We start from the raw sequence: 21,072 nt of genomic DNA, 5'->3' as shown, positions 1-21,072 counted from the left end.
TTCAAGCCTTAAAGGTCGGCAGCCGGGCCGCCGATTGGGTTTTCCGGGCGCTCGTTCTGTACCACTGGCGGAGTGCCTGAAGTACCCGAACCACCTTCCCAATCGCGAGGCTCGCGAGGCGCACGACCGGCCATGATGTCGTCGATCTGCTCGGCATCAATGGTCTCGTACTTCATCAAGGCATCAGCCATGGCGTCGAGCTTGTCACGGTTATCGGTAAGGATCTGCTTGGCCGTGCCGTAGCACTGGTCAATGATGCTGCGCACTTCAGAGTCGATCAGCTTGGCAGTCTCGCCGGAGAAGCTGGCACCTTGACCACCGCCGCCACGACCCAGGAACACTTCGCCTTCTTCCTCGGCATACATCAGCGGGCCGAGCTTTTCCGACAGGCCCCACTTGGTAACCATGTTCCGCGCAATCTGGCTGGCACGCATGATGTCGTTGGAAGCGCCGGTGGTTACACCATCGAAGCCCAAGGTCATCTCTTCAGCAATACGACCACCGTACAGCGAGCAGATCTGGCTGATCAGGGCACGCTTGGAAAGGCTGTAGCGATCCTCTTCCGGCAGGAACATGGTGACACCCAGTGCCCGACCACGAGGAATGATCGATACCTTGTAGACCGGGTCATGCTCAGGCACAACGCGACCGACAATGGCGTGACCGGCTTCGTGATAAGCGGTGTTCTGCTTCTCTTTCTCGGACATGACCATGGATTTGCGCTCGGCGCCCATCATGATCTTGTCTTTGGCCAGCTCGAATTCTTTCATCTCGACGATGCGCTTGCCGGTACGGGCAGCGAACAGCGAGGCCTCGTTCACCAGGTTGGCCAGGTCGGCACCGGAGAAACCAGGAGTACCACGGGCAATCACACCTGGAGCCACGTCATCGCCCATTGGCACTTTGCGCATATGGACTTTGAGAATCTGCTCGCGACCACGGATATCCGGCAAGCCAACCACGACCTGACGGTCGAAACGACCCGGACGCAGCAGCGCAGGGTCAAGTACGTCAGGACGGTTGGTGGCGGCAATCACGATGATGCCATCGTTCATTTCGAAGCCGTCCATCTCCACCAGCAACTGGTTGAGGGTCTGCTCACGCTCGTCGTGACCACCGCCCATGCCAGCACCACGATGGCGACCGACAGCGTCGATTTCATCGATGAAGATGATGCATGGCGCGTGTTTCTTGGCCTGCTCGAACATGTCACGCACACGGCTGGCACCCACGCCGACGAACATCTCGACGAAGTCGGAACCGGAAATGGTGAAGAACGGTACCTTGGCTTCGCCGGCAATCGCCTTGGCAAGCAGGGTCTTACCGGTACCCGGAGGACCGACCATCAGTACACCGCGAGGAATACGACCACCCAGGCGCTGGAACTTGCCCGGATCGCGCAGGAACTCGACCAACTCGCCGACTTCTTCCTTGGCTTCGTCACAACCGGCAACGTCAGCCAGGGTAGTTTTTACCTGGTCTTCGGAAAGCAGGCGCGCCTTGCTCTTGCCGAAGCTCATCGGCCCGCCCTTGCCCCCTGCACCGCCTTGCATCTGGCGCATGAAGAACATGAACACCGCGATGATCACCAGGATCGGGAAGCTGGCGACCAAAAGCTGGGTCCAGATACTCTGCTGCTCAGGCTGCTTGCCTTCAACGATGACCTTGTTGTCCACCAGGTCGCCGATCAGGCCATTGTCCTGGATCGCCGGACGGATGGTCTTGAAGCTGTCACCGTCGTTACGTTTGCCGGTGATCACGTAGCCATCAACCGCTACGCGCTCGACCTTGCCATCCTTAACTTGCTGGATGAAGTCGGAATAGTTGAGGGTCTGCGGCTCGTTAGGGCTGGAGAAGTTGTTCATCACCGTCACCAGGACAGCCGCGATGATCAACCACAGGATAAGATTCTTTGCCATATCGTTCAATTAACTACCCTCTGAAGCAAGCTCCGCTACTGGCGCGCGCTTCGCATGATATTCACCGGCCTAACTTACTACATTACCTACAACTCTGGCAGGCGCCGTCTGTAACCCTTTGTGAAACTTTGACTACACAATATTCGTAAAGCTTCGTGACGAAAGCGATATAAAAAAACCTATCGCCTACCTCCAATTCCTCAAAAACGCTCTTCGCTTGCAGCGCCCTCGACACCGCGGAAGCCGCGGCACAACAAATACTGCTCCCTGGATCGGTCCCGGGAAGAGTCAGGCTTGCGCGTCTGCACCTTGTCGAACAACTTGCGAATGTTCTTGTGGTACTCGTCAAAACCCTCGCCCTGGAAGACCTTCACCAGGAAATCTCCACCCGGACGCAAAACCCGACCCGCCAAATCCAGCGCCAACTCACAAAGGAACATCGCGCGCGGCATATCGACGGCCGGTAATCCACTCATATTGGGGGCCATGTCGGAAATCACAAGGTCTACCTGCGAATTTCCCACAGCCTCAAGAATCTGGGCGAGGACGGCGTCCTGGGTGAAGTCACCATGAACAAAGGTCACATCCGGGATGCTGTCCATTTCCAGGATGTCGGATGCAATCAGACGCCCCTGCCCACCAATCAGACGACTGGTCACCTGGGACCAGCCACCCGGGGCGGCACCCAGGTCAATAACGCTCATGCCTGGGCGGATCAACTTGTCCTTGTCCTGGATCTCCAGCAGCTTGTAACTGGCCCGTGAACGGTAGCCGTCCTTCTGCGCCTTTTTGACGTAAGGATCGTTGAAATGCTCTTGCAGCCACTTAAGGCTAGTTTTGGAACGGGCCACGGGCCACCTCGAAAATAAAACGGGTCGTGATTAACTGGGCGGTCCCGGACTCGCTCGGGTAAACTGGCCGCCGCTTTTTACAAGATCAGACGCAGGGGTCAGATTATGCCGCTCACTCAAGAGCAGAAGAAACAGTACAAATCCATTGGCCACCATCTGAAACCAGTTCTGATTGTGGCAGACAACGGTTTGACTGAAGGTGTGTTAGCCGAACTTGAACGCGCATTAGGCGATCACGAGCTGATCAAGATCAAGGTCAACATCCTTGATCGCGAAGCACGCCTGGCCGCCATTGCAGAACTGTGCAAGGTGGGCAAAGCGGACCTGGTTCAGGTCATCGGCAAGATGGCGCTGCTGTATCGCAAGAATTTCAGCGCCAACAAGCAACTGTCGAACGTTCATCGCTTCAAATGATTCAAGGGTCACGGGCGTGCTTCGCGCGCCCTGCCGCTCCACCCCGGTGCAGGCTGTACCACCAGCACCAAGCCAGAAAACCCTAGCACAAGATAGCTGAACAGCTGCCAGCGCAACGCTTCCGGCAGCAACATACGCACCACGCAATACATTGCGCACGCATACAGCGCCATCAACAGCAGTTGCCCACGCATATCCCGCCACAAACTCCCCAAACCCTCGGCCTTGATCAGCACCAGCGCCTGGAGCGTCACGCACGCGGCTGCAAAACCTACCAGCAACGCACTCAATAATCCGCCGATCTCATCAATCAGCAACGGCGCCAGGCCAATCATGCCCAGCACCGGCAATACACCCAGATGTAACAGCCACAGGCCGCCAACCCAGAGCATCTGGGTCAACTGCCAAAGCATGGCGCCCGCTCGAAGCGGGCGCCGCCTTTCAGATGTGACGAACTTCGACAATCTCGTACTCGATCACGCCACCAGGCGTCTTGACGGCCACCACATCACCCTCTTCCTTGGCGATCAAGGCACGGGCCAGCGGCGAACCGACGGAGATCTTGCCGAGTTTGAAGTCAGCCTCATCCTCACCCACGATGTGGTAAGTCACGCTTTCATCAGTCTCGACGTTGGCGATTTCCACCGTCGTGCCGAAAATCACCTTGCCGGTCTTGGGGATGGTCGTGACATCGATGATGACCGCATTCTGCATGCGCCCCTCGATATCACGGATCCGCGCCTCGACCATACCCTGCTGCTCGCGGGCAGCATGGTATTCGGCGTTTTCCTTCAAGTCACCCAGCTCACGGGCCGTACCGATGTCCTGGCTCAGCTTTGGACGTACGACCTTGGTCAGGTGGGCGTGCTCCTCTTCCAGGGCCTTGGCGCCCTGGACAGTCATTGGATATTTGATCATGCCTTCAATCCTGCGTGTAGATCCTGCAAGCGACGTACGGTTTTTTCCGGACCGAACTTGAGCGCCTCACAGATGGCTTCGCCAGCAGCAATGGTGGTGGTGCAATAGATCTTGTGCTGCAAGGCGTTACGACGAATGGAGTAGGAGTCCGCGATCGACTGGCGACCTTCAGTGGTGTTGATGATCAGGGTGACTTCGTCATTCTTGATCATGTCGACCACGTGTGGACGGCCTTCCGTTACCTTGTTCACGCGACGCACTTTCAGGCCGGCCGCTTCAATCAGCTTGGCGGTACCTGCGGTGGCCACGACTTCGAAGCCCAAGTTGATCAGATCACGCGCCACGCCTGCAACCAGTGGCTTGTCATCATCACGCACACTGATAAACGCAGTACCGCCAGTCGGCAGCACTTCGCTGGCGCCCATCTGGGCCTTGGCAAAGGCTTCGCCGAAGGTGTCGCCCACGCCCATCACTTCACCGGTGGACTTCATCTCTGGGCCCAGGATCGGGTCCACACCAGGGAATTTGGCGAATGGGAACACCGCCTCTTTCACGCTGTAGAAGTTCGGAATGATTTCCTTGGTGAAGCCGATTTCCTTCAAGGTCTTACCGGCCATCACACGGGCGGCAATCATCGCCAGGGACACACCGATGCACTTGGAAACAAACGGCACGGTACGCGAAGCACGCGGGTTGACTTCGATGACGTAGATGTCTTCGCCTTGCAGCGCCAACTGTACGTTCATCAGGCCAACCACGCCCAATTCCAGGGCCATTTTCTTGACCTGTTCACGCATCTCGTCCTGGATGTGCAGCGGCAGCGAGTACGGCGGCAGGGAACATGCGGAGTCGCCGGAGTGAACGCCCGCCTGCTCGATGTGCTGCATGATCGCGCCAATCACCACGTCGGTGCCGTCGCAGACTGCATCCACGTCCATTTCGATGGCGCAGTTGAGGAAGTGGTCCAGCAGCACCGGGCTGTCGTTGGACACTTTCACCGCATCACGCAGGTAGCGCTTGAGTTCTTCTTCTTCGTAGACGATTTCCATCGCCCGGCCGCCCAGCACGTAGGACGGACGCACCACCAACGGGTAGCCGATCTTGCTGGCTGCACGAATGGCCTCGTCTTCGCTGCGCACGGTAGCGTTTGGCGGCTGGCGCAGGTTCAGGCGCTCGACCATTTGCTGGAAGCGCTCACGGTCTTCGGCACGGTCGATGGCGTCAGGGCTGGTACCGATGATCGGCACGCCAGCGGCTTCCAGGGCACGCGCCAGTTTCAGCGGGGTTTGCCCGCCGTACTGGACGATCACGCCTTTTGGCTTCTCAACGCGACAGATTTCCAGCACGTCTTCCAGCGTCACCGGCTCGAAGTACAGGCGGTCGGAAGTGTCGTAGTCAGTGGAAACAGTTTCCGGGTTGCAGTTGACCATGATGGTCTCGTACCCGTCTTCGCGCAGGGCGAGGGCGGCGTGTACGCAGCAGTAGTCGAACTCGATGCCCTGGCCGATACGGTTTGGACCACCGCCCAGGATTATGATCTTGTCGCGGCCCGACGGCGCGGCTTCGCACTCTTCCTCATAGGTGGAGTACAGGTACGCGGTATCGGTGGCGAACTCGGCGGCGCAGGTGTCAACGCGCTTGTAGACCGGGAAGATATCCAGCTTGTGGCGATGCGTGCGCAGGTTCTTCTCGGTCACGCCCAGCAGCTTGGCCAGACGCTGGTCAGAGAAGCCTTTGCGCTTGAGGCGGAACATCAGGTCGCGGTCGATAGAGGAAAGACCCAGGGTCTTGACCTTCTCTTCTTCCTTGATCAGATCTTCGATCTGCACCAGGAACCACGGGTCAATCATGTTCATGCCGAAGATGTCTTCGACAGTCATGCCAGCACGGAAGGCGTCAGCCACATACCAGATACGCTCGGCGCCCGGCACGGTCAGCTCGCGCTTGAGGACACTCATGCTTTCCGGGTTGCTCAGGTCGAGCTTCTCGTCCAGGCCGCAAACGCCCACTTCCAGACCACGCAGGGCTTTTTGCAGGGATTCCTGGAACGTCCGGCCGATAGCCATGACCTCACCGACCGACTTCATCTGAGTGGTCAGGCGGGCGTCGGCTTTCGGGAACTTCTCGAAGGCAAAGCGTGGCAGCTTGGTCACAACGTAGTCGATGGACGGTTCGAAGGACGCCGGCGTAGCACCGCCAGTGATTTCGTTTTGCAGCTCGTCCAAGGTGTAACCGATCGCCAGCTTGGCAGCGATGCGCGCAATCGGGAAGCCGGTAGCTTTTGATGCCAGCGCCGAAGAACGCGATACACGCGGGTTCATCTCGATCACGACCATGCGGCCTGTGTCCGGGCAGATGCCGAACTGAACGTTGGAACCGCCGGTTTCAACGCCGATCTCACGCAGTACCGCCAACGAGGCGTTACGCATGATCTGGTATTCCTTGTCCGTCAGGGTCTGTGCCGGAGCAACGGTGATCGAGTCACCGGTGTGCACACCCATCGGGTCGAAGTTTTCGATCGAGCAGACGATGATGCAGTTGTCCTTTTTGTCGCGGACAACTTCCATCTCGTACTCTTTCCAGCCGATCAGGGATTCGTCGATCAGCAGCTCTTTGGTCGGCGACAGGTCCAGGCCACGCGCGCAGATTTCTTCGAACTCTTCACGGTTGTAAGCGATACCGCCACCGGTGCCGCCCATAGTGAAGGACGGACGGATAATGCACGGGAAACCCAGCTTTTCGAGAACCGCGTTGGCCTCTTCCATGCTGTGGGCGATACCCGAGCGCGGGCAATCAAGACCGATGGACTTCATGGCCTTGTCGAAACGCGAACGGTCTTCAGCCTTGTCGATGGTGTCGGCATTGGCGCCAATCATCTCTACGCCGAACTTTTCCAGGACGCCTTCGCGCTCCAGGTCCAGGGCGCAGTTCAGTGCAGTCTGGCCGCCCATGGTCGGCAGCAGCGCGTCCGGACGCTCTTTCTCGATGATCTTGGCAACGGTCTGCCATTTGATCGGTTCGATATAGGTGGCGTCGGCCATGTCCGGGTCGGTCATGATGGTGGCCGGGTTGGAGTTCACCAGGATGACGCGGTAACCCTCTTCGCGCAGGGCCTTGCAGGCCTGGGCGCCGGAGTAGTCGAATTCGCATGCCTGGCCGATAACGATCGGGCCAGCGCCGAGAATCAGGATGCTTTTTATGTCTGTACGTTTTGGCATGGGTTTGTCACTCAAATCCGCAGGTCAGTCGGCAAGCCGTCTTGAACAATCCTTGAAGAGCCTGAGGGGGCCGCCGGTTTTCCGGGCCACCCTCAGGCCACTCATTTAGCGTCGCTTGGCCATCTCATTGATGAAACGGTCGAACAGCGGCGCTACGTCGTTCGGGCCCGGGCTTGCTTCAGGGTGGCCCTGGAAGCTGAACGCGCTCTTGTCGGTGCGCTCGATACCCTGCAGGGAACCGTCGAACAGCGACTTGTGAATGGCGCGCACGTTGGCCGGCAAGGTGGCTTCGTCCACCGCAAAACCGTGGTTCTGGCTAGTGATCATCACGACGCCAGTGTCCAGGTCTTGTACCGGGTGGTTGGCACCATGATGGCCGTGACCCATTTTCAGGGTCTTGGCACCGGAGGCCAGGGCCAGCAGTTGGTGGCCCAGGCAGATACCGAATACCGGGATTTCGGTTTCCAGCACATCCTTGATCGCCTGGATCGCGTAGTCGCAAGGCTCCGGATCACCCGGGCCGTTGGACAGGAACACACCATCCGGTTGCAGGGCCAGTACGTCGGCCGCCGGGGTTTGCGCCGGCACCACGGTCACGCGGCAACCGCGCTCGACCAGCATGCGCAGGATGTTGTACTTGACACCGTAGTCATAAGCGACCACGTGGTAAGGCAGCTCGCTAGCCTCGATGGTTGCGTGGCTGTCAGTCTTCAAGTCCCAGACAGTGGAGCGCCACTCGTACTGTTCTTTGGTGCTGACGACTTTCGCCAGATCCATGCCTTTCAGGCCAGGGAAGCCTTGCGCTGCAGCAATCGCTGCGGCTTCGGAAACATTGTCACCGACCATGATGCAGCCATTCTGCGAGCCTTTTTCACGCAGGATGCGTGTCAGGCGGCGCGTATCGATACCAGCGATCGCCACAACGTTGTTGGCTTTCAGGTAATCGGACAGCGACATCGTGTTACGCCAGTTGCTCGCAACCAGTGGCAGGTCACGAATCACCAGACCGGCCGACCAGACACGATCAGACTCGACGTCTTCCGGTGTAGTACCGGTGTTGCCGATGTGCGGATAGGTCAGGGTGACGATCTGCTGGGCGTAGGAAGGATCGGTAAGGATTTCCTGATAGCCGGTCATGGCGGTGTTGAACACCACCTCTCCAACGGTCTGACCGTCGGCTCCAATGGCTTCGCCGCGAAAAATGCTGCCATCAGCAAGGGCGAGTATGGCTGGCTTAGTCAAGAAGACCTCCCGTAAATAAAGCCTGAAAGGGCGATCGCAGGTTGTAAAAAAGCGGAGTGACGTATGGACACGTCACCCCGCTTCTTCACTGAATTATTCTGCGCGCTTTTAGTGGACACACTAAAGCTGTAGCTTACAGAAAAAGGCTTTTTTGGTCCACCGCTAAAGAGCCTAAAAGGCAGGAGAATGCGACAGGACGTCGCTTAGCGGGTAAAAACGGGGCCCTAGAGTAATACCCGGGGCCCGTTTTTGCTACTGATTAACGCAAATCCAGCACGTCTTGCATGTCATAGAGGCCCGCTTCGCGCCCTTCCAGCCACAATGCCGCACGCACCGCACCCTTGGCGAAGGTCATGCGGCTGGAGGCCTTGTGAGTGATTTCCAGGCGCTCGCCTTCGGCAGCAAACAGCACCGTGTGATCACCCACCACGTCACCACCGCGCACCGTGGCAAAGCCAATGGTTTCACGCTCACGCGCACCGGTATGACCTTCGCGGCCATATACCGCGACTTTCGACAGGTCGCGCCCCAAGGCATCGGCAATCACTTCGCCCATGCGCATGGCAGTACCCGATGGCGCATCCACCTTGTGGCGGTGATGCGCCTCGATGATCTCGATATCCGCATCATCACCCAGTACCCGTGCAGCCATGTCGAGCAACTTCAGCGACAGGTTGACGCCCACACTGAAGTTGGCGGCAAACACGATCGGGATATCCTCGCCCGCCGCGACAAGCAATTGCTTTTGCTCGGCATTCAGGCCAGTGGTACCAATAACCATGGCCTTGCCCGCCTTGCGGCAAAAAGCCAGGTTTTTCAGCATCACTTCAGGCAGGGTGAAATCGATCAACACATCGAATTCATCAGCCACTTGCTCCAGGCTGCCGGACAACGAAACACCGATCCGCCCCAGCGAAGCCAGCTCACCGGCATCGGCACCGATCAGCGTACTGCCCGGACGCACGATTGCCGCCGTCAACCCCGACAGAGGCGAGCGTTGCTGCACCGCCTCCACCAGGTTCTTGCCCATGCGCCCAGCGGCGCCCATCACTGCTATACGTCGCATATCCACGTCCTTACAGGTCGCCGAAGAAGCGCTTCACGCCTTCAAACCAGCCAGCGGTCTTGGGCGAATGGGAGCCATCACCGTCCAGGGAGCTGCGGAACTCTTCGAGCAACTCACGCTGACGACGATCCAGGTTGACCGGAGTCTCGACAGCCACACGGCACATCAAGTCGCCCGCCCCACCGCCACGCACTGGCGCAACGCCTTTGCCACGGATGCGGAACTGCTTACCGGTCTGCGTCCCCTCAGGGATCTTCAGCTTGACGCGACCATCGAGGGTCGGAATCTCCAGCTCGCCACCCAGGGCAGCATCGACAAAGCTGATCGGCACTTCACAGAACAGGTGCTTGCCGTCGCGCTGGAAGATCGAGTGCTCGCGCACATTGATCACCACGTACAGATCGCCTGTCGGACCGCCCTGCGTACCTGCCTCACCTTCACCCGACAAACGGATACGGTCGCCGGTATCGACACCCGCCGGCACTTTCACCGACAGGGTCTTGTACTCTTCGACACGCCCTTCGCCGTGACAGGAGTCGCACGGATCGGAAATGATCTTGCCCTGGCCATGGCAGCGCGGGCAGGTTTGCTGCACAGAGAAAAACCCCTGCTGCATGCGTACCTGGCCAATACCACCACAGGTTGGGCACGTAATCGGCGAAGAGCCTTTCTTGGCACCCGAGCCGTCGCACGGCTTGCAATTGACCAGCGTCGGTACGCGGATGTTGACGCTGGTGCCGCGCACGGCCTCTTCCAGGTTCAGCTCCAGGGTGTAGCGCAAGTCGCTACCACGCTGGGCACCGCCACGCTGACCACCACGACCGCCACCGAAGAAGTCGCTGAACACATCGCCGAAGATATCGGAGAAGTTCTGGCCGCCAAAACCGGCACCGCCGCCGCCCATGCTCGGATCGACACCGGCGTGGCCGTACTGGTCGTAGGCTGCGCGCTTGTTCGGATCACACAGGCATTCGTAGGCCTCATTGGCCTCTTTGAACATTTCTTCGGATTCTTTGTTATCCGGATTACGGTCCGGGTGGTGCTTCATCGCCAGGCGACGGTAGGCCTTCTTCAGGTCCGCCTCGCTGGAGCCGCGCTCCACACCCAACACTTCGTAATAGTCACGCTTTGCCATAAGTCTTTGCACTCTTAAGGACGTTCGGCAAAACCCTCCTGAGCTTGCCAAACTCGTTGAGCCCCAATACAGGCCCGGACCCAACTCACGTCAAATTCAACGATCCTGGTCTTTACTGCTCTCAGCCGAGACCCAGCTAAAAACGCGGTGACTGTCGATCGCAAAGCAGGAGCATTCCCGATCACACCGCCAGCATCCGAACCTTGTCGCATGCTGTAAAAATTCGCGTACCCCAGACACGCCAACGCGGGAGCAAGCTCCCGCGCGGCGACATCCTACCAGTCACCGCTTGATAGCGGTCAACCGGGCGACCAAGTTACTTCTTCTGGTCTTCTTTGACTTCTTCGAACTCGGCATCGACAACGTCGTCGTGCTTGGCTTCTGGCTCTGCCTGTTGCGCAGCACCTTCACCTTGCGGAGCCTGCTCGGCGTACATCTTCTGAGCGACCGGCGCGGAGACTTTCGACAACTCCTCAACCTTGGCTTCGATGGTGGCCTTGTCGTCGCCTTTGACGGCGGCTTCCAGGGCAACCACGGCGGCTTCGATTGCGGTCTTCTCTTCAGCAGTCACTTTGTCGCCAGCATCAACGATCATTTTGCGCGTCGAGTGAACCAGTGCATCACCCTGGTTGCGGGCAGCGGCCAGCTCTTCGAACTTCTTGTCAGCCTCGGCATTGGTTTCAGCATCACGAATCATCTGTTGAATTTCTTCATCAGACAGACCGGAGTTGGCCTTGATCGTGATTTTCTGCTCTTTGCCGGTGGCCTTGTCTTTCGCGCCGACGTGCAAGATGCCGTTGGCATCGATATCGAAGGTCACTTCGATTTGTGGCACGCCACGTGGCGCTGGTGGAATATCCGCCAGGTCGAACTTGCCCAGGGACTTGTTCTGAGCAGCCTGCTTACGCTCACCTTGCAGCACGTGAATGGTCACAGCGCCTTGGTTGTCATCGGCAGTCGAGAACACTTGCGATTTCTTGGTAGGAATCGTGGTGTTTTTCTCGATCAGCGCAGTCATCACGCCACCCATGGTTTCGATACCCAGGGTCAGCGGGCTGACGTCCAGCAGCAACACGTCTTTCACGTCGCCGGCCAGTACAGCACCCTGGATAGCAGCACCCATGGCAACCGCTTCGTCCGGGTTCACGTCTTTACGTGCTTCTTTACCGAAGAACTCGGTCACTTTCTGCTGTACCAACGGCATACGAGTCTGACCACCGACCAGAATCACGTCGTTGATCGCACCCACGTCGATACCGGCATCTTTCAAAGCGGTACGGCAAGGTTCGATGGTGCGCTGAACCAGGTCTTCAACCAGGGATTCAAGCTTGGCGCGCGAGATCTTCACGTTCAAGTGCTTAGGACCGGTGGCATCTGCTGTAATGTACGGCAGGTTCACGTCGGTCGACATGCTCGACGACAGCTCGATCTTCGCTTTTTCAGCCGCTTCTTTCAGGCGCTGCATGGCCAGCGGATCACCCTTGAGGTTCATGCCGCTTTCTTTCTTGAATTCGTCGACGAGGTAGTCGATCAGACGAATGTCAAAGTCTTCACCGCCCAGGAACGTGTCACCGTTGGTGGCCAACACTTCGAACTGGTGCTCACCGTCGACTTCAGCGATTTCGATCACAGAAACGTCGAAGGTACCGCCACCCAGGTCATAAACGATCACAGTGTGATCGCCCTTGGCCTTGTCCATACCGTAGGCCAGAGCGGCTGCGGTTGGTTCGTTGATGATACGTTTTACGTCCAGGCCCGCAATGCGGCCGGCGTCTTTGGTCGCTTGACGCTGGCTGTCGTTGAAGTAGGCAGGAACGGTGATCACCGCTTCAGTCACTGCTTCACCGAGGTAGTCTTCGGCAGTTTTCTTCATCTTTTTCAAGACTTCAGCCGAGATCTGCGGTGCAGACATCTTGTTGCCGTTTACTTCAACCCAGGCGTCACCGTTGTCAGCCTTGGCGATTTTGTAAGGCACCATCTTGATGTCTTTTTGTACGACTTCTTCGTCGAACTTACGACCGATCAGACGTTTCACCGCGTACAGGGTGTTGTGCGGGTTGGTTACAGCCTGACGCTTGGCCGACTGACCAACGAGGATTTCACCGTCGTTGGCGTATGCAATGATCGACGGCGTGGTACGCGCGCCTTCGGCGTTTTCGATAACTTTGGCTTTGCCGTTTTCCATGACGGAGACGCAGGAGTTGGTGGTCCCCAGGTCGATACCGATAATTTTGCCCATGATTTACTCTCCCGAAACTTGAATTTGGTTGCCGCAGCAGTGGTGGCTGACTGCGGCAGACTTAAACACTTGACTTATAAATGGGGTCGTTACGAAGGATTTCAAGCCTGCTCGTCAATCGACGGTGCAACAGGTGCAGGAGCCTTGCTCACCACGACCATCGCAGGGCGCAACAAGCGACCATTGAGCAAGTAACCCTTCTGGAACACTTTCAACACACTATTGGGCTCAAGATCTGCACTTTCCTGCATCGCCATGGCCTGGTGATGTTCAGCGTTGAACGGCTCACCGCCTTGCGGATCGATGGCTTCCAACTGATAACGCTTCAGGGTGTCCTGGAACATTTTCAGGGTCAGTTCGATCCCCTCGCGCATGGCGCGGATGTTTTCGTCGTCCGGGTTGGACAACTCAAGGCCACGCTCCAGGCTGTCGATGATCGGCAACAGATCACCGGCAAACTTTTCCAGTGCGAACTTGTGGGCTTTCTCTACATCCTGCTCAGCGCGGCGGCGGACGTTCTGCAGATCGGCAGCAACACGCAAAGCCTGATCCTGAGCGCCTACCAACTGCTCTTCGAGCACTTGCACACGAGCCGCCAGGTCTTCACCCGCTGCCTGCGAGGCCTGGTTGGCGTCTGGGTTTTGCGTATCCAGCGTCTGTTCGTCAGCCATAGTTCTCTCCTTTCTAAATCCTGCGCGAACTCGACTCGCGCTTCTGTTCCGGTATATGGGGCCACAATTTCCAGGTTCAAGGGCCGACACGCCCTGACTCATACTTTCCACTCATTCCTCATCGCACTAAAAAAAACTACCACCCAAGCAAATTGAGCTAAGCCGCAGGATTGTCAGCTCAGAACAAAACACTGTATAAATAACCAGACCTAAAGCCTGGGAGCAGCCGTCATGCTGGTTCACCTGTCCGTACACAACTACGCCATCGTCGAGCATCTGGATCTTGAACTGGATCGCGGGATGAGCGTAATCACAGGCGAAACCGGCGCCGGCAAGTCGATCATGCTCGACGCACTGGGCCTGACCCTGGGCGATCGCGCCGACAGTGGCGTGGTTCGCCCCGGCGCAGACAAGGCCGATATCCTGGCAACCTTTGATCTGGCCGACATCCCGGAGGCCGGCGCCTGGCTCGCCGAACGCGACCTTGACAGCGATGGCCCGTGCATCCTGCGCCGGGTAATTACCGCCGAAGGCCGCTCCCGCGGCTACATCAATGGCACGCCCTGCCCACTCGGTGACTTGAAAGCCCTTGGCGAACTGCTGATAGATATCCACAGCCAGCACGAACACCAGTCCCTGCTCAAAACCGACACCCATCGGCGGCTGCTGGATGAATACGCCGGCGCAACCGACCTGGCGCGCCAGGTACAACTGGCCGCACAACGCTGGCGCCAGACCCGCCAGGAGCTGGAACGGCTGTCCAATTCCGGCGATGAACAACGTGCTCGCCACCAGCTCCTGAGCTATCAGTTGGAAGAACTGGAAAGCCTGGGCCTGGGCGAAACCGAGCTGGAACAACTGGAGCAGGAGCACAAAAACCTGACCAATGCCGAGACACTGCTGGGCATTTGCCGCCAAGTTGTCGAGCAATGCAGCGAAAGTGACTCCGGCAATGTGCTGAATGCACTGACAGCAAGCCTTAACCGGCTATCGAGCGTGAACAGCGCCTCTGGATCATTGAGTGAAGCCACCACCCTGCTGACCAGCGCACAAATCCAGGTAGAAGAAGCCGTTGGCGAGCTGAACCGCTTCCTCGACCACTTCGATGCCGACCCGGCACGCCTGCAAGAGATCGAAGAACGCCTCGACACTATTTATACCCTGGCACGCAAACATCGAATCCAGCCGACCGAAGTCGCAGCCATGCAGCAAAAACTGCTGGATGAGATCGAAACCCTGAATGCCAATGATGAGTCCATCGAGCGTCTGGGCGACGAACTGGCCTCCTTCGCCCGCCACTATCAGGAAAAGGCCCGGGAGTTGAGCGACCTGCGACATCATGCGGCAACCGGACTGGCCTGCGCCGTGGAACAGGAAATCCAACGCCTGGGCATGCCCGGCGGGCGCTTCACCATCGAGCTGCACGCCAATAGTGGCAATGAGCTGCTACCCAACGGCCTGGAGCAGGTCGAACTGCTGGTGAGCGCCAACCCCGGTCAACCCCTCAAGGCGCTGGCCAAGGTGGCGTCCGGCGGCGAACTGTCACGGATCAGCCTGGCGATTCAGGTCATTACCGCCCAGACCTCACGCGTACCGACATTGGTATTCGACGAAGTAGACGTGGGAATCGGCGGGCCGACCGCAGAAATTGTCGGCCAATTGCTACGCCGCCTCGGCGAGCGCGGGCAAGTCTTGACTGTTACCCACTTGCCACAGGTGGCAGCCCAGGGGCATCAGCATCTGTTCGTGCATAAGGTGCGGGGCAGCGATGCGACGCATACCGCTGTGTCCAAGCTGAACAAGACCGAGCGAGTGGAAGAAGTCGCGCGCATGCTCGGCGGCATCGACCTGACCAAGGAGTCCCTGGCCCATGCGAAGAAAATGGTGGTGACGGCGAAGGCCTGAGCCCTATTTCACCCTGAGTTTCCCCCCGATAGAAAACACGAAGGCGACCCTAGGGTCGCCTTCGATCGTTTCGCAGAGTGAATCTGCGTAGCTTTCTTACTTTTTCTTACGTATGTACAGAACCAGATTGTGGTCAACCAAATCGAATCCGTGCTCCTCAGCAATCTTGTGCTGCAGCGCCTCGATCTCGGGGCTGGTGAACTCGATAACCTCATTGGTATCCAGGTCAACCATGTGGTCGTGATGACCACCGTCAGCCAGTTCAAACACTGCATGACCGCCGTCGAAATTATGACGAACCACCAGCCCTGCGGCTTCAAACTGGGTCAGTACACGGTAAACCGTGGCCAGGCCGACGTCCTCGTTAGACTCCATCAGCGCCTTGTAGACATCCTCGGCACTCATGTGGCGCTGCTCGGCGGAATCGAGCATTTGTAGAATCTTGACTCGTGGCAGAGTCACTTTAAGACCGGCTTTGCGTAGTTCGCTATTTTCAACCATGGTTAGCTTTCTCGCGGATGCTGCTTCGCAGCTTCTCTTAATACGGGTATGATCGGCGTTTACGTTGTCCCAGCCAAGATAGTGGAAGTCGCCCACCGATGCAAAACACCAAGCTCTTGCTAACCAGTTTCACCCTTGTGGGACTGCTCGCACTCGCCGGTTGTTCATTCCCCGGGGTTTACAAAATCGACATCCAGCAGGGCAATGTCGTCACGCAGGACATGATAGACCAGTTACGTCCGGGAATGACCCGACGGCAAGTACGGTTTATCATGGGCAATCCCCTGCTGACCGACACATTCCATGCCGATCGCTGGGATTATCTCTATAGCCTGCAGCCTGGAGGCGGGGAACGCCAACAGGAGCGCGTCAGCGTCATCTTCAATGGCAACGACCAGCTCGTCAGCCTTTCCGGTGACTTCATGCCTGGCGTAAGCCGCGATGAAGCCCTGCTAGGCAAGGATAACGGCACCAACGTCACTGCTCCTGTGCAGAACGGCGAGAAGCCCAAGTCCGAAGTGCCGGCCAAGCCAGGTTCTTTGCTGGATACGATCCAGAAAGACATCGACAGCGTGGAAACCGTTCCGGTGCCAACACCAGAGCCGCTGGATACTGGCCCGCAATAATTTTCATTGCTCAACAAAAAGCCCGGCATGCCGGGCTTTTTGTTGCCTGCTATTTCACAGGTCATGGATTTTGCCGCCGAGCCTCGGCCGCCTTGGCCGCTCGCAAGCGCCTCACCTCTTTGGGATCCGCCAGCAAAGGGCGATAAATTTCGATGCGATCACCGACCTGCACGCTGCGGGTTTGCGCATCCGCCACGACCTTGCCGAAAATCCCCAAAGGGCAATTAGCCACATCCACCTCGGGAAACTGTGTCGCAATGCCTGAGGCCAACACCGCCGCCCGCAGGCTCGTACCCGGCGCAACGGCCAGGTTCAACAACCGTTGGCGGTCTACAGCGGCGTAGACCACTTCAATCTCGATCAGCGGCTCAGCCATGCAGTTGCTTGGCTCGCTGGCAAAACGCATCCACCAGGGTATTCGCCGCCTGGTTGAACAGCGGGCCCAAAGTAGCCCGCACAATGGAGCCTGCATAATCAAACGTCAGGTCCAGGCTGATCTTGCACGCCTTCTCCCCCAATGGCTTGAATACCCAGACACCGTGCAGTTGAGTGAATGGCCCTTCTTCCAGATTCATCTCGATGGACCGGCCAGGAACCAGCACATTGCTGGTCACAAATTTTTGGCCAAGCCCGCCCTTGGACACTTCCAGACTCGCACGCATATGCTCATCGCTGCTCTCCAACACCGTGGACGAGGAGCACCAGGGCAGGAAATCCGGGTAGCTCGCCACGTCGTTGACCAGGTCATAGAGCGCTTGCGCCGGGTAAGGCAACAGGGCCGAGCGTTGAATATGCGTCGTCATGGGAGCGTTATTTCCGAAGCTGAGCGGCAAACATCGCGAAAAGACTGCCCGATTCGCGAGAGAAAGAAATCAGAGAACAGCCTGTATTGTCCGGGATTCATCCAACACGCTCAAGCACGCAGGTTGACCGTAGCCGACACGCTCGCAACTCCCTATAATGCCGCCCCTATGGCTAAACAAAAGAAACACCCAACAGGGACCATCGCGCAGAACAAAAAGGCGCGACACGATTACTTCATCGAACATCGATTCGAGGCTGGTCTGGTCCTGGCCGGCTGGGAAGTAAAAAGTCTGCGCGCCAGCAAGTTGCAACTGGTCGACAGTTACGTGCTGCTCAAGGATGGCGAGGCCTGGCTGCTCGGCAGTCATATCACGCCGCTGATGACCGCCAGTACCCACGTGATTGCCGACCCGGTGCGTACGCGCAAGCTGCTGCTCAATGCCCGCGAACTGGAAAAGCTTGCCGCTGCCGTGCAGCAGAAGGGTTATGCCTGCGTTTGCCTGTCGTGGTACTGGAGCAAGCACCTGGTCAAGTGCGAGATCGCACTGGGCAAGGGCAAGAAGGAATACGACAAGCGCGATACCGAGCGCGAGCGCGACTCCAATCGGGAATTGCAGCGCGCCGTACGCAACAAGGGCAAGGAAGACTGATCTTCCCCGCCCCTTGATGCGAGCCCGCGCGGCGTAGGGACGGCTCCCTGCGCCGCAATGGCCGGCTACATGCCCTTGCGCCGCTCCGCCCGAGCCATGCGCTGCACTTCCTGACGCACCTCCTCCAACACCTCCTGCACATACAGCAGGTGACGTGTTGAAACTTCCCGTGCCTGTTCCGCCCGCCCTTCAATAATCGCCAGGTACAAATCCCGGTGCTGGTTGATCAGCATGTCGCGGGTTTCGGTGCGTTGCTGGTACATGCCGCCGATATTGGTCACCACGTTGCGCTTGAGCAAATCAAACAAGCCACGAATGGTGTGCAGCAATACCGCGTTGTGGCTGGCCTCAGCGATAGCCAAGTGAAACCTGGCATCGGCCGCCCCCTCTTCAATGCGACTCACTTCATCATCACGCGTGTAGCAATCCTGCAACGCGTCAAAAGCTGCGGTCAGCCGTTCCCGGTCCACCTCGGTGGCGCGCAAGGCGGCGTAATACGCACAAGAGGCTTCGAGCGTCTGGCGAAACTCCAACAGATCGCGCTGGGCCTCGGGATTGCTTTCCAACAAATGCAGCAATGGATCGCTGAAGGTTGAACCCAGCGTCTCCACCACATAATTGCCGCCGCCCTGACGACTGACCAGCAACCCCTTGGCCGCCAGCTTCTGGATCGCCTCGCGCAGCGACGGGCGCGACACACCGAACTGTTCAGCCAGTGCGCGCTCGGCTGGCAATCGCTCGCCCGACTTCAACGTGCCCTCAAGGATCATTCCCTCAAGCTGCTCGACAATATCGTCGGACAAACGGCGCTGACGCACCTGATCAAACGCCATAACTGACTCTCCACGATCCCGGCCACTCGCCGGGCCCTCTATTCTGGCCTATTGCCGCGCCGGCGGCACCTATCAGAACCCCTTTGATTACACCGATCAGACCCAGCGCCCGCCGACATGCGACCAAAGTTTCTCAGGCGGCAAATTGACACATCACCCCGAAGGCTCTTACCCTAGCCATCAGCGATTGTAAATTGGTATTACCAATTATCCAAATCAGCTGAGCATGCATGACCAACAACAATTAGGGGCCACCCCATATGCAAACCTGGCAACAGCTCTACAGCCCACTCGGCAGCCTTGGCCTGTCCGCACTGGCCGCCGTCATTCCTATCGTATTTTTCTTCCTGGCCTTGGCGGTATTTCGCCTTAAAGGCCATGTTGCCGGGAGCATCACCCTGGCGCTGTCGATCCTGGTGGCGATCTTCGCCTTCCAGATGCCGGTCGATATGGCACTCGCCGCTGCCGGCTATGGCTTTGCCTACGGCCTGTGGCCAATCGCCTGGATCATCGTCGCCGCGGTATTTCTCTACAAACTGACGGTCAAAAGTGGCCAGTTCGAAGTGATCCGCAGCTCCGTGCTGTCGATTACCGATGACCAGCGCCTGCAAGTGCTGCTGATCGGCTTCTGCTTCGGCGCATTTCTGGAAGGTGCCGCCGGTTTCGGTGCCCCCGTGGCGATTACTGCCGCGTTGCTGGTAGGACTGGGCTTCAACCCACTGTACGCCGCCGGCCTGTGCTTGATTGCCAACACCGCACCCGTGGCGTTCGGCGCCCTGGGGATCCCGATCATCGTAGCCGGCCAGGTCACCGGCATCGACGCCTTCAAGATCGGCGCCATGACCGGTCGCCAGCTGCCACTGCTGTCACTGTTCGTGCCGTTCTGGCTGGTGTTCATGATGGACGGTGTGCGCGGCGTCAAGGAAACCTGGCCTGCTGCACTGGTGGCCGGCTTGAGCTTTGCCATCACTCAGTACTTCACCTCCAACTTCATCGGCCCGGAACTGCCGGATATCACCTCGGCCCTGGCCAGCCTGATTTCCCTGACCCTGTTCCTGAAAGTCTGGCAGCCCAAGCGCACTGCGGGTGCCCAGATTGCTGGCGCCACGTCCAGCGTTTCGGTCACCGGCAGCGTCGGTGGTTTCGGCCAACCACGCACTTCCGTGGCTTCGCCTTACAGCCTGATGGAAATTTTCAAAGCCTGGTCACCGTTCCTGATCCTGACCGTGCTGGTCACCATCTGGACCCTCAAGCCGTTCAAGGCCATGTTCGCCGCCGGCGGATCGATGTACAGCTGGGTGTTCAACTTTGCGATTCCGCACCTGGACCAGATGGTGGTCAAGGTTGCGCCCATCGTCACCAACCCGACGGCCATCCCGGCGGTGTTCAAGCTGGACCCGATTTCCGCCACGGGCACGGCGATTTTCTTCTCCGCATTGCTCTCCATGCTGGTGCTGAAAATCAACGTCAGAACTGGTCTGACCACTTTTAAAGAGACGTTCTACGAGTTGCGCTGGCCGATCCTGTCCATCGGCATGGTGCTGGCGTTCGCATTCGTCACCAACTACTCCGGCATGTCGTCGACCATGGCGCTGGTATTGGCCGGCACCGGCGCGGCATTCCCGTTCTTCTCGCCGTTCCTTGGCTGGCTGGGCGTGTTCCTCACCGGTTCCGATACCTCGTCCAATGCCCTGTTTAGCTCCCTGCAAGCCACCACCGCGCACCAGATCGGCGTCAGCGATACCCTGCTGGTAGCGGCGAACACCAGTGGCGGCGTGACCGGCAAGATGATTTCCCCGCAATCGATCGCCGTGGCCTGCGCCGCGACCGGCCTGGTGGGCAAGGAATCCGACCTGTTCCGCTTTACCCTCAAGCACAGCCTGTTTTTCGCTACGATTGTCGGCCTGATCACCTACGCCCAGGCGTACTGGTTCACCGGCATGCTGGTGCATTAAGACCACAGGCAATACCGTAAGAACCGACGCCGCAGCCGCCTTGCGGCGTCAGCTATTCACAACCCAGTCTGCTGAGCCGTGGCGCCTAGGCTCCTCAGACTGGGTGCTGCTGATCCTGGAGGCAC

19 protein-coding genes are annotated in these 21,072 nt (G+C 58.3%); 5 read left to right on the top strand and 14 right to left on the bottom strand.

Features of this window, described 5'->3' with window-relative positions:
• Positions 1 to 8 precede the first annotated feature (8 nt).
• A complete protein-coding gene (ftsH, locus tag KL786_RS24125) occupies positions 9 to 1,919 on the bottom strand; it encodes an ATP-dependent zinc metalloprotease FtsH (protein ID WP_032862907.1) in 1,911 nt (636 codons plus the stop codon).
• 200 nt (positions 1,920 to 2,119) lie between these two features.
• A complete protein-coding gene (gene rlmE, locus KL786_RS24120; protein ID WP_032862906.1) occupies positions 2,120 to 2,770 on the bottom strand; it encodes a 23S rRNA (uridine(2552)-2'-O)-methyltransferase RlmE in 651 nt (216 codons plus the stop codon).
• 105 nt (positions 2,771 to 2,875) lie between these two features.
• Here rlmE and KL786_RS24115 point away from each other — a divergent pair, with 105 nt between their 5' ends.
• Positions 2,876 to 3,184, top strand: a complete 309-nt coding sequence (locus KL786_RS24115; protein ID WP_029298992.1) for a YhbY family RNA-binding protein — start codon at positions 2,876 to 2,878, stop codon at positions 3,182 to 3,184.
• An 8-nt stretch (positions 3,185 to 3,192) separates the two neighbouring features.
• On the opposite strand, the gene KL786_RS24110 is transcribed toward KL786_RS24115, so the two are convergent.
• From KL786_RS24110 to grpE, 8 genes are all read right to left on the bottom strand, one after another.
• Positions 3,193 to 3,597, bottom strand: a complete 405-nt coding sequence (locus KL786_RS24110) for an MFS transporter (RefSeq protein ID WP_215519213.1) — start codon at positions 3,595 to 3,597, stop codon at positions 3,193 to 3,195.
• Positions 3,598 to 3,625: 28 nt separating this feature from the next.
• A complete protein-coding gene (greA, locus tag KL786_RS24105) occupies positions 3,626 to 4,102 on the bottom strand; it encodes a transcription elongation factor GreA (protein ID WP_032862903.1) in 477 nt (158 codons plus the stop codon).
• The gene (carB, locus tag KL786_RS24100; RefSeq protein ID WP_099584786.1) at positions 4,099 to 7,320 is read right to left on the bottom strand and encodes a carbamoyl-phosphate synthase large subunit; all 3,222 of its coding nucleotides are present in this window, start codon (positions 7,318 to 7,320) and stop codon (positions 4,099 to 4,101) included. Before carB ends, greA begins: the two co-directional genes overlap by 4 nt.
• Positions 7,321 to 7,425: 105 nt before the next feature.
• Positions 7,426 to 8,562, bottom strand: coding sequence for a glutamine-hydrolyzing carbamoyl-phosphate synthase small subunit (gene carA, locus KL786_RS24095; protein ID WP_215519212.1), 1,137 nt, complete (start codon positions 8,560 to 8,562; stop codon positions 7,426 to 7,428).
• Between the two features lie 259 nt (positions 8,563 to 8,821).
• On the bottom strand, positions 8,822 to 9,628 hold the full coding sequence (gene dapB / locus KL786_RS24090; RefSeq protein ID WP_215519211.1) for a 4-hydroxy-tetrahydrodipicolinate reductase: 807 nt from the start codon (positions 9,626 to 9,628) through the stop codon (positions 8,822 to 8,824).
• Positions 9,629 to 9,638: 10 nt separating this feature from the next.
• On the bottom strand, positions 9,639 to 10,763 hold the full coding sequence (dnaJ, locus tag KL786_RS24085) for a molecular chaperone DnaJ (RefSeq protein WP_032862898.1): 1,125 nt from the start codon (positions 10,761 to 10,763) through the stop codon (positions 9,639 to 9,641).
• 316 nt (positions 10,764 to 11,079) lie between these two features.
• Entirely contained in the window at positions 11,080 to 13,002 is a 1,923-nt protein-coding gene (gene dnaK / locus KL786_RS24080) for a molecular chaperone DnaK (protein ID WP_215519210.1), read from the bottom strand.
• 101 nt (positions 13,003 to 13,103) lie between these two features.
• Entirely contained in the window at positions 13,104 to 13,673 is a 570-nt protein-coding gene (grpE, locus tag KL786_RS24075; RefSeq protein WP_032862896.1) for a nucleotide exchange factor GrpE, read from the bottom strand.
• A 231-nt stretch (positions 13,674 to 13,904) separates the two neighbouring features.
• On the opposite strand from grpE, the gene recN reads away from it, so the two are divergent.
• Positions 13,905 to 15,578 (top strand): DNA repair protein RecN, encoded by a 1,674-nt coding sequence (gene recN, locus KL786_RS24070; protein ID WP_215519209.1) that lies wholly within the window; start codon positions 13,905 to 13,907, stop codon positions 15,576 to 15,578.
• Between the two features lie 96 nt (positions 15,579 to 15,674).
• Here recN and fur read toward each other — a convergent pair whose 3' ends face one another.
• The gene (gene fur / locus KL786_RS24065; RefSeq protein ID WP_003194220.1) at positions 15,675 to 16,079 is read right to left on the bottom strand and encodes a ferric iron uptake transcriptional regulator; all 405 of its coding nucleotides are present in this window, start codon (positions 16,077 to 16,079) and stop codon (positions 15,675 to 15,677) included.
• A gap of 98 nt (positions 16,080 to 16,177) precedes the next feature.
• Here fur and KL786_RS24060 point away from each other — a divergent pair, with 98 nt between their 5' ends.
• Positions 16,178 to 16,705 (top strand): outer membrane protein assembly factor BamE, encoded by a 528-nt coding sequence (locus KL786_RS24060; RefSeq protein WP_032862893.1) that lies wholly within the window; start codon positions 16,178 to 16,180, stop codon positions 16,703 to 16,705.
• A 61-nt stretch (positions 16,706 to 16,766) separates the two neighbouring features.
• On the opposite strand, the gene KL786_RS24055 is transcribed toward KL786_RS24060, so the two are convergent.
• Entirely contained in the window at positions 16,767 to 17,081 is a 315-nt protein-coding gene (locus KL786_RS24055) for an RnfH family protein (RefSeq protein WP_215519208.1), read from the bottom strand.
• Positions 17,074 to 17,508 carry a type II toxin-antitoxin system RatA family toxin gene (locus tag KL786_RS24050; protein ID WP_032862891.1) on the bottom strand — a complete coding sequence of 145 codons (435 nt, stop codon included), beginning with the start codon at positions 17,506 to 17,508 and terminating at the stop codon, positions 17,074 to 17,076. The genes KL786_RS24055 and KL786_RS24050 overlap by 8 nt, the downstream gene beginning before the upstream one ends.
• Before the next feature lie 168 nt (positions 17,509 to 17,676).
• Between KL786_RS24050 and smpB the strand changes: the two genes are divergently transcribed.
• Positions 17,677 to 18,159 carry an SsrA-binding protein SmpB gene (gene smpB, locus KL786_RS24045; protein ID WP_029299012.1) on the top strand — a complete coding sequence of 161 codons (483 nt, stop codon included), beginning with the start codon at positions 17,677 to 17,679 and terminating at the stop codon, positions 18,157 to 18,159.
• Positions 18,160 to 18,224: 65 nt separating this feature from the next.
• Here smpB and KL786_RS24040 read toward each other — a convergent pair whose 3' ends face one another.
• On the bottom strand, positions 18,225 to 18,992 hold the full coding sequence (locus KL786_RS24040; RefSeq protein WP_032862889.1) for an FCD domain-containing protein: 768 nt from the start codon (positions 18,990 to 18,992) through the stop codon (positions 18,225 to 18,227).
• 260 nt (positions 18,993 to 19,252) lie between these two features.
• On the opposite strand from KL786_RS24040, the gene KL786_RS24035 reads away from it, so the two are divergent.
• Positions 19,253 to 20,947 carry a lactate permease LctP family transporter gene (locus KL786_RS24035; RefSeq protein ID WP_215519207.1) on the top strand — a complete coding sequence of 565 codons (1,695 nt, stop codon included), beginning with the start codon at positions 19,253 to 19,255 and terminating at the stop codon, positions 20,945 to 20,947.
• Positions 20,948 to 21,072: the final 125 nt, after the last annotated feature.

It is taken from the genome of Pseudomonas sp. TAE6080 (genome assembly GCF_018732265.1).
GTDB lineage: Bacteria > Pseudomonadota > Gammaproteobacteria > Pseudomonadales > Pseudomonadaceae > Aquipseudomonas > Aquipseudomonas brenneri.
Note: the sequence above shows the minus strand (reverse complement) of the source record. Positions and strands in the feature narration are given on the sequence as shown.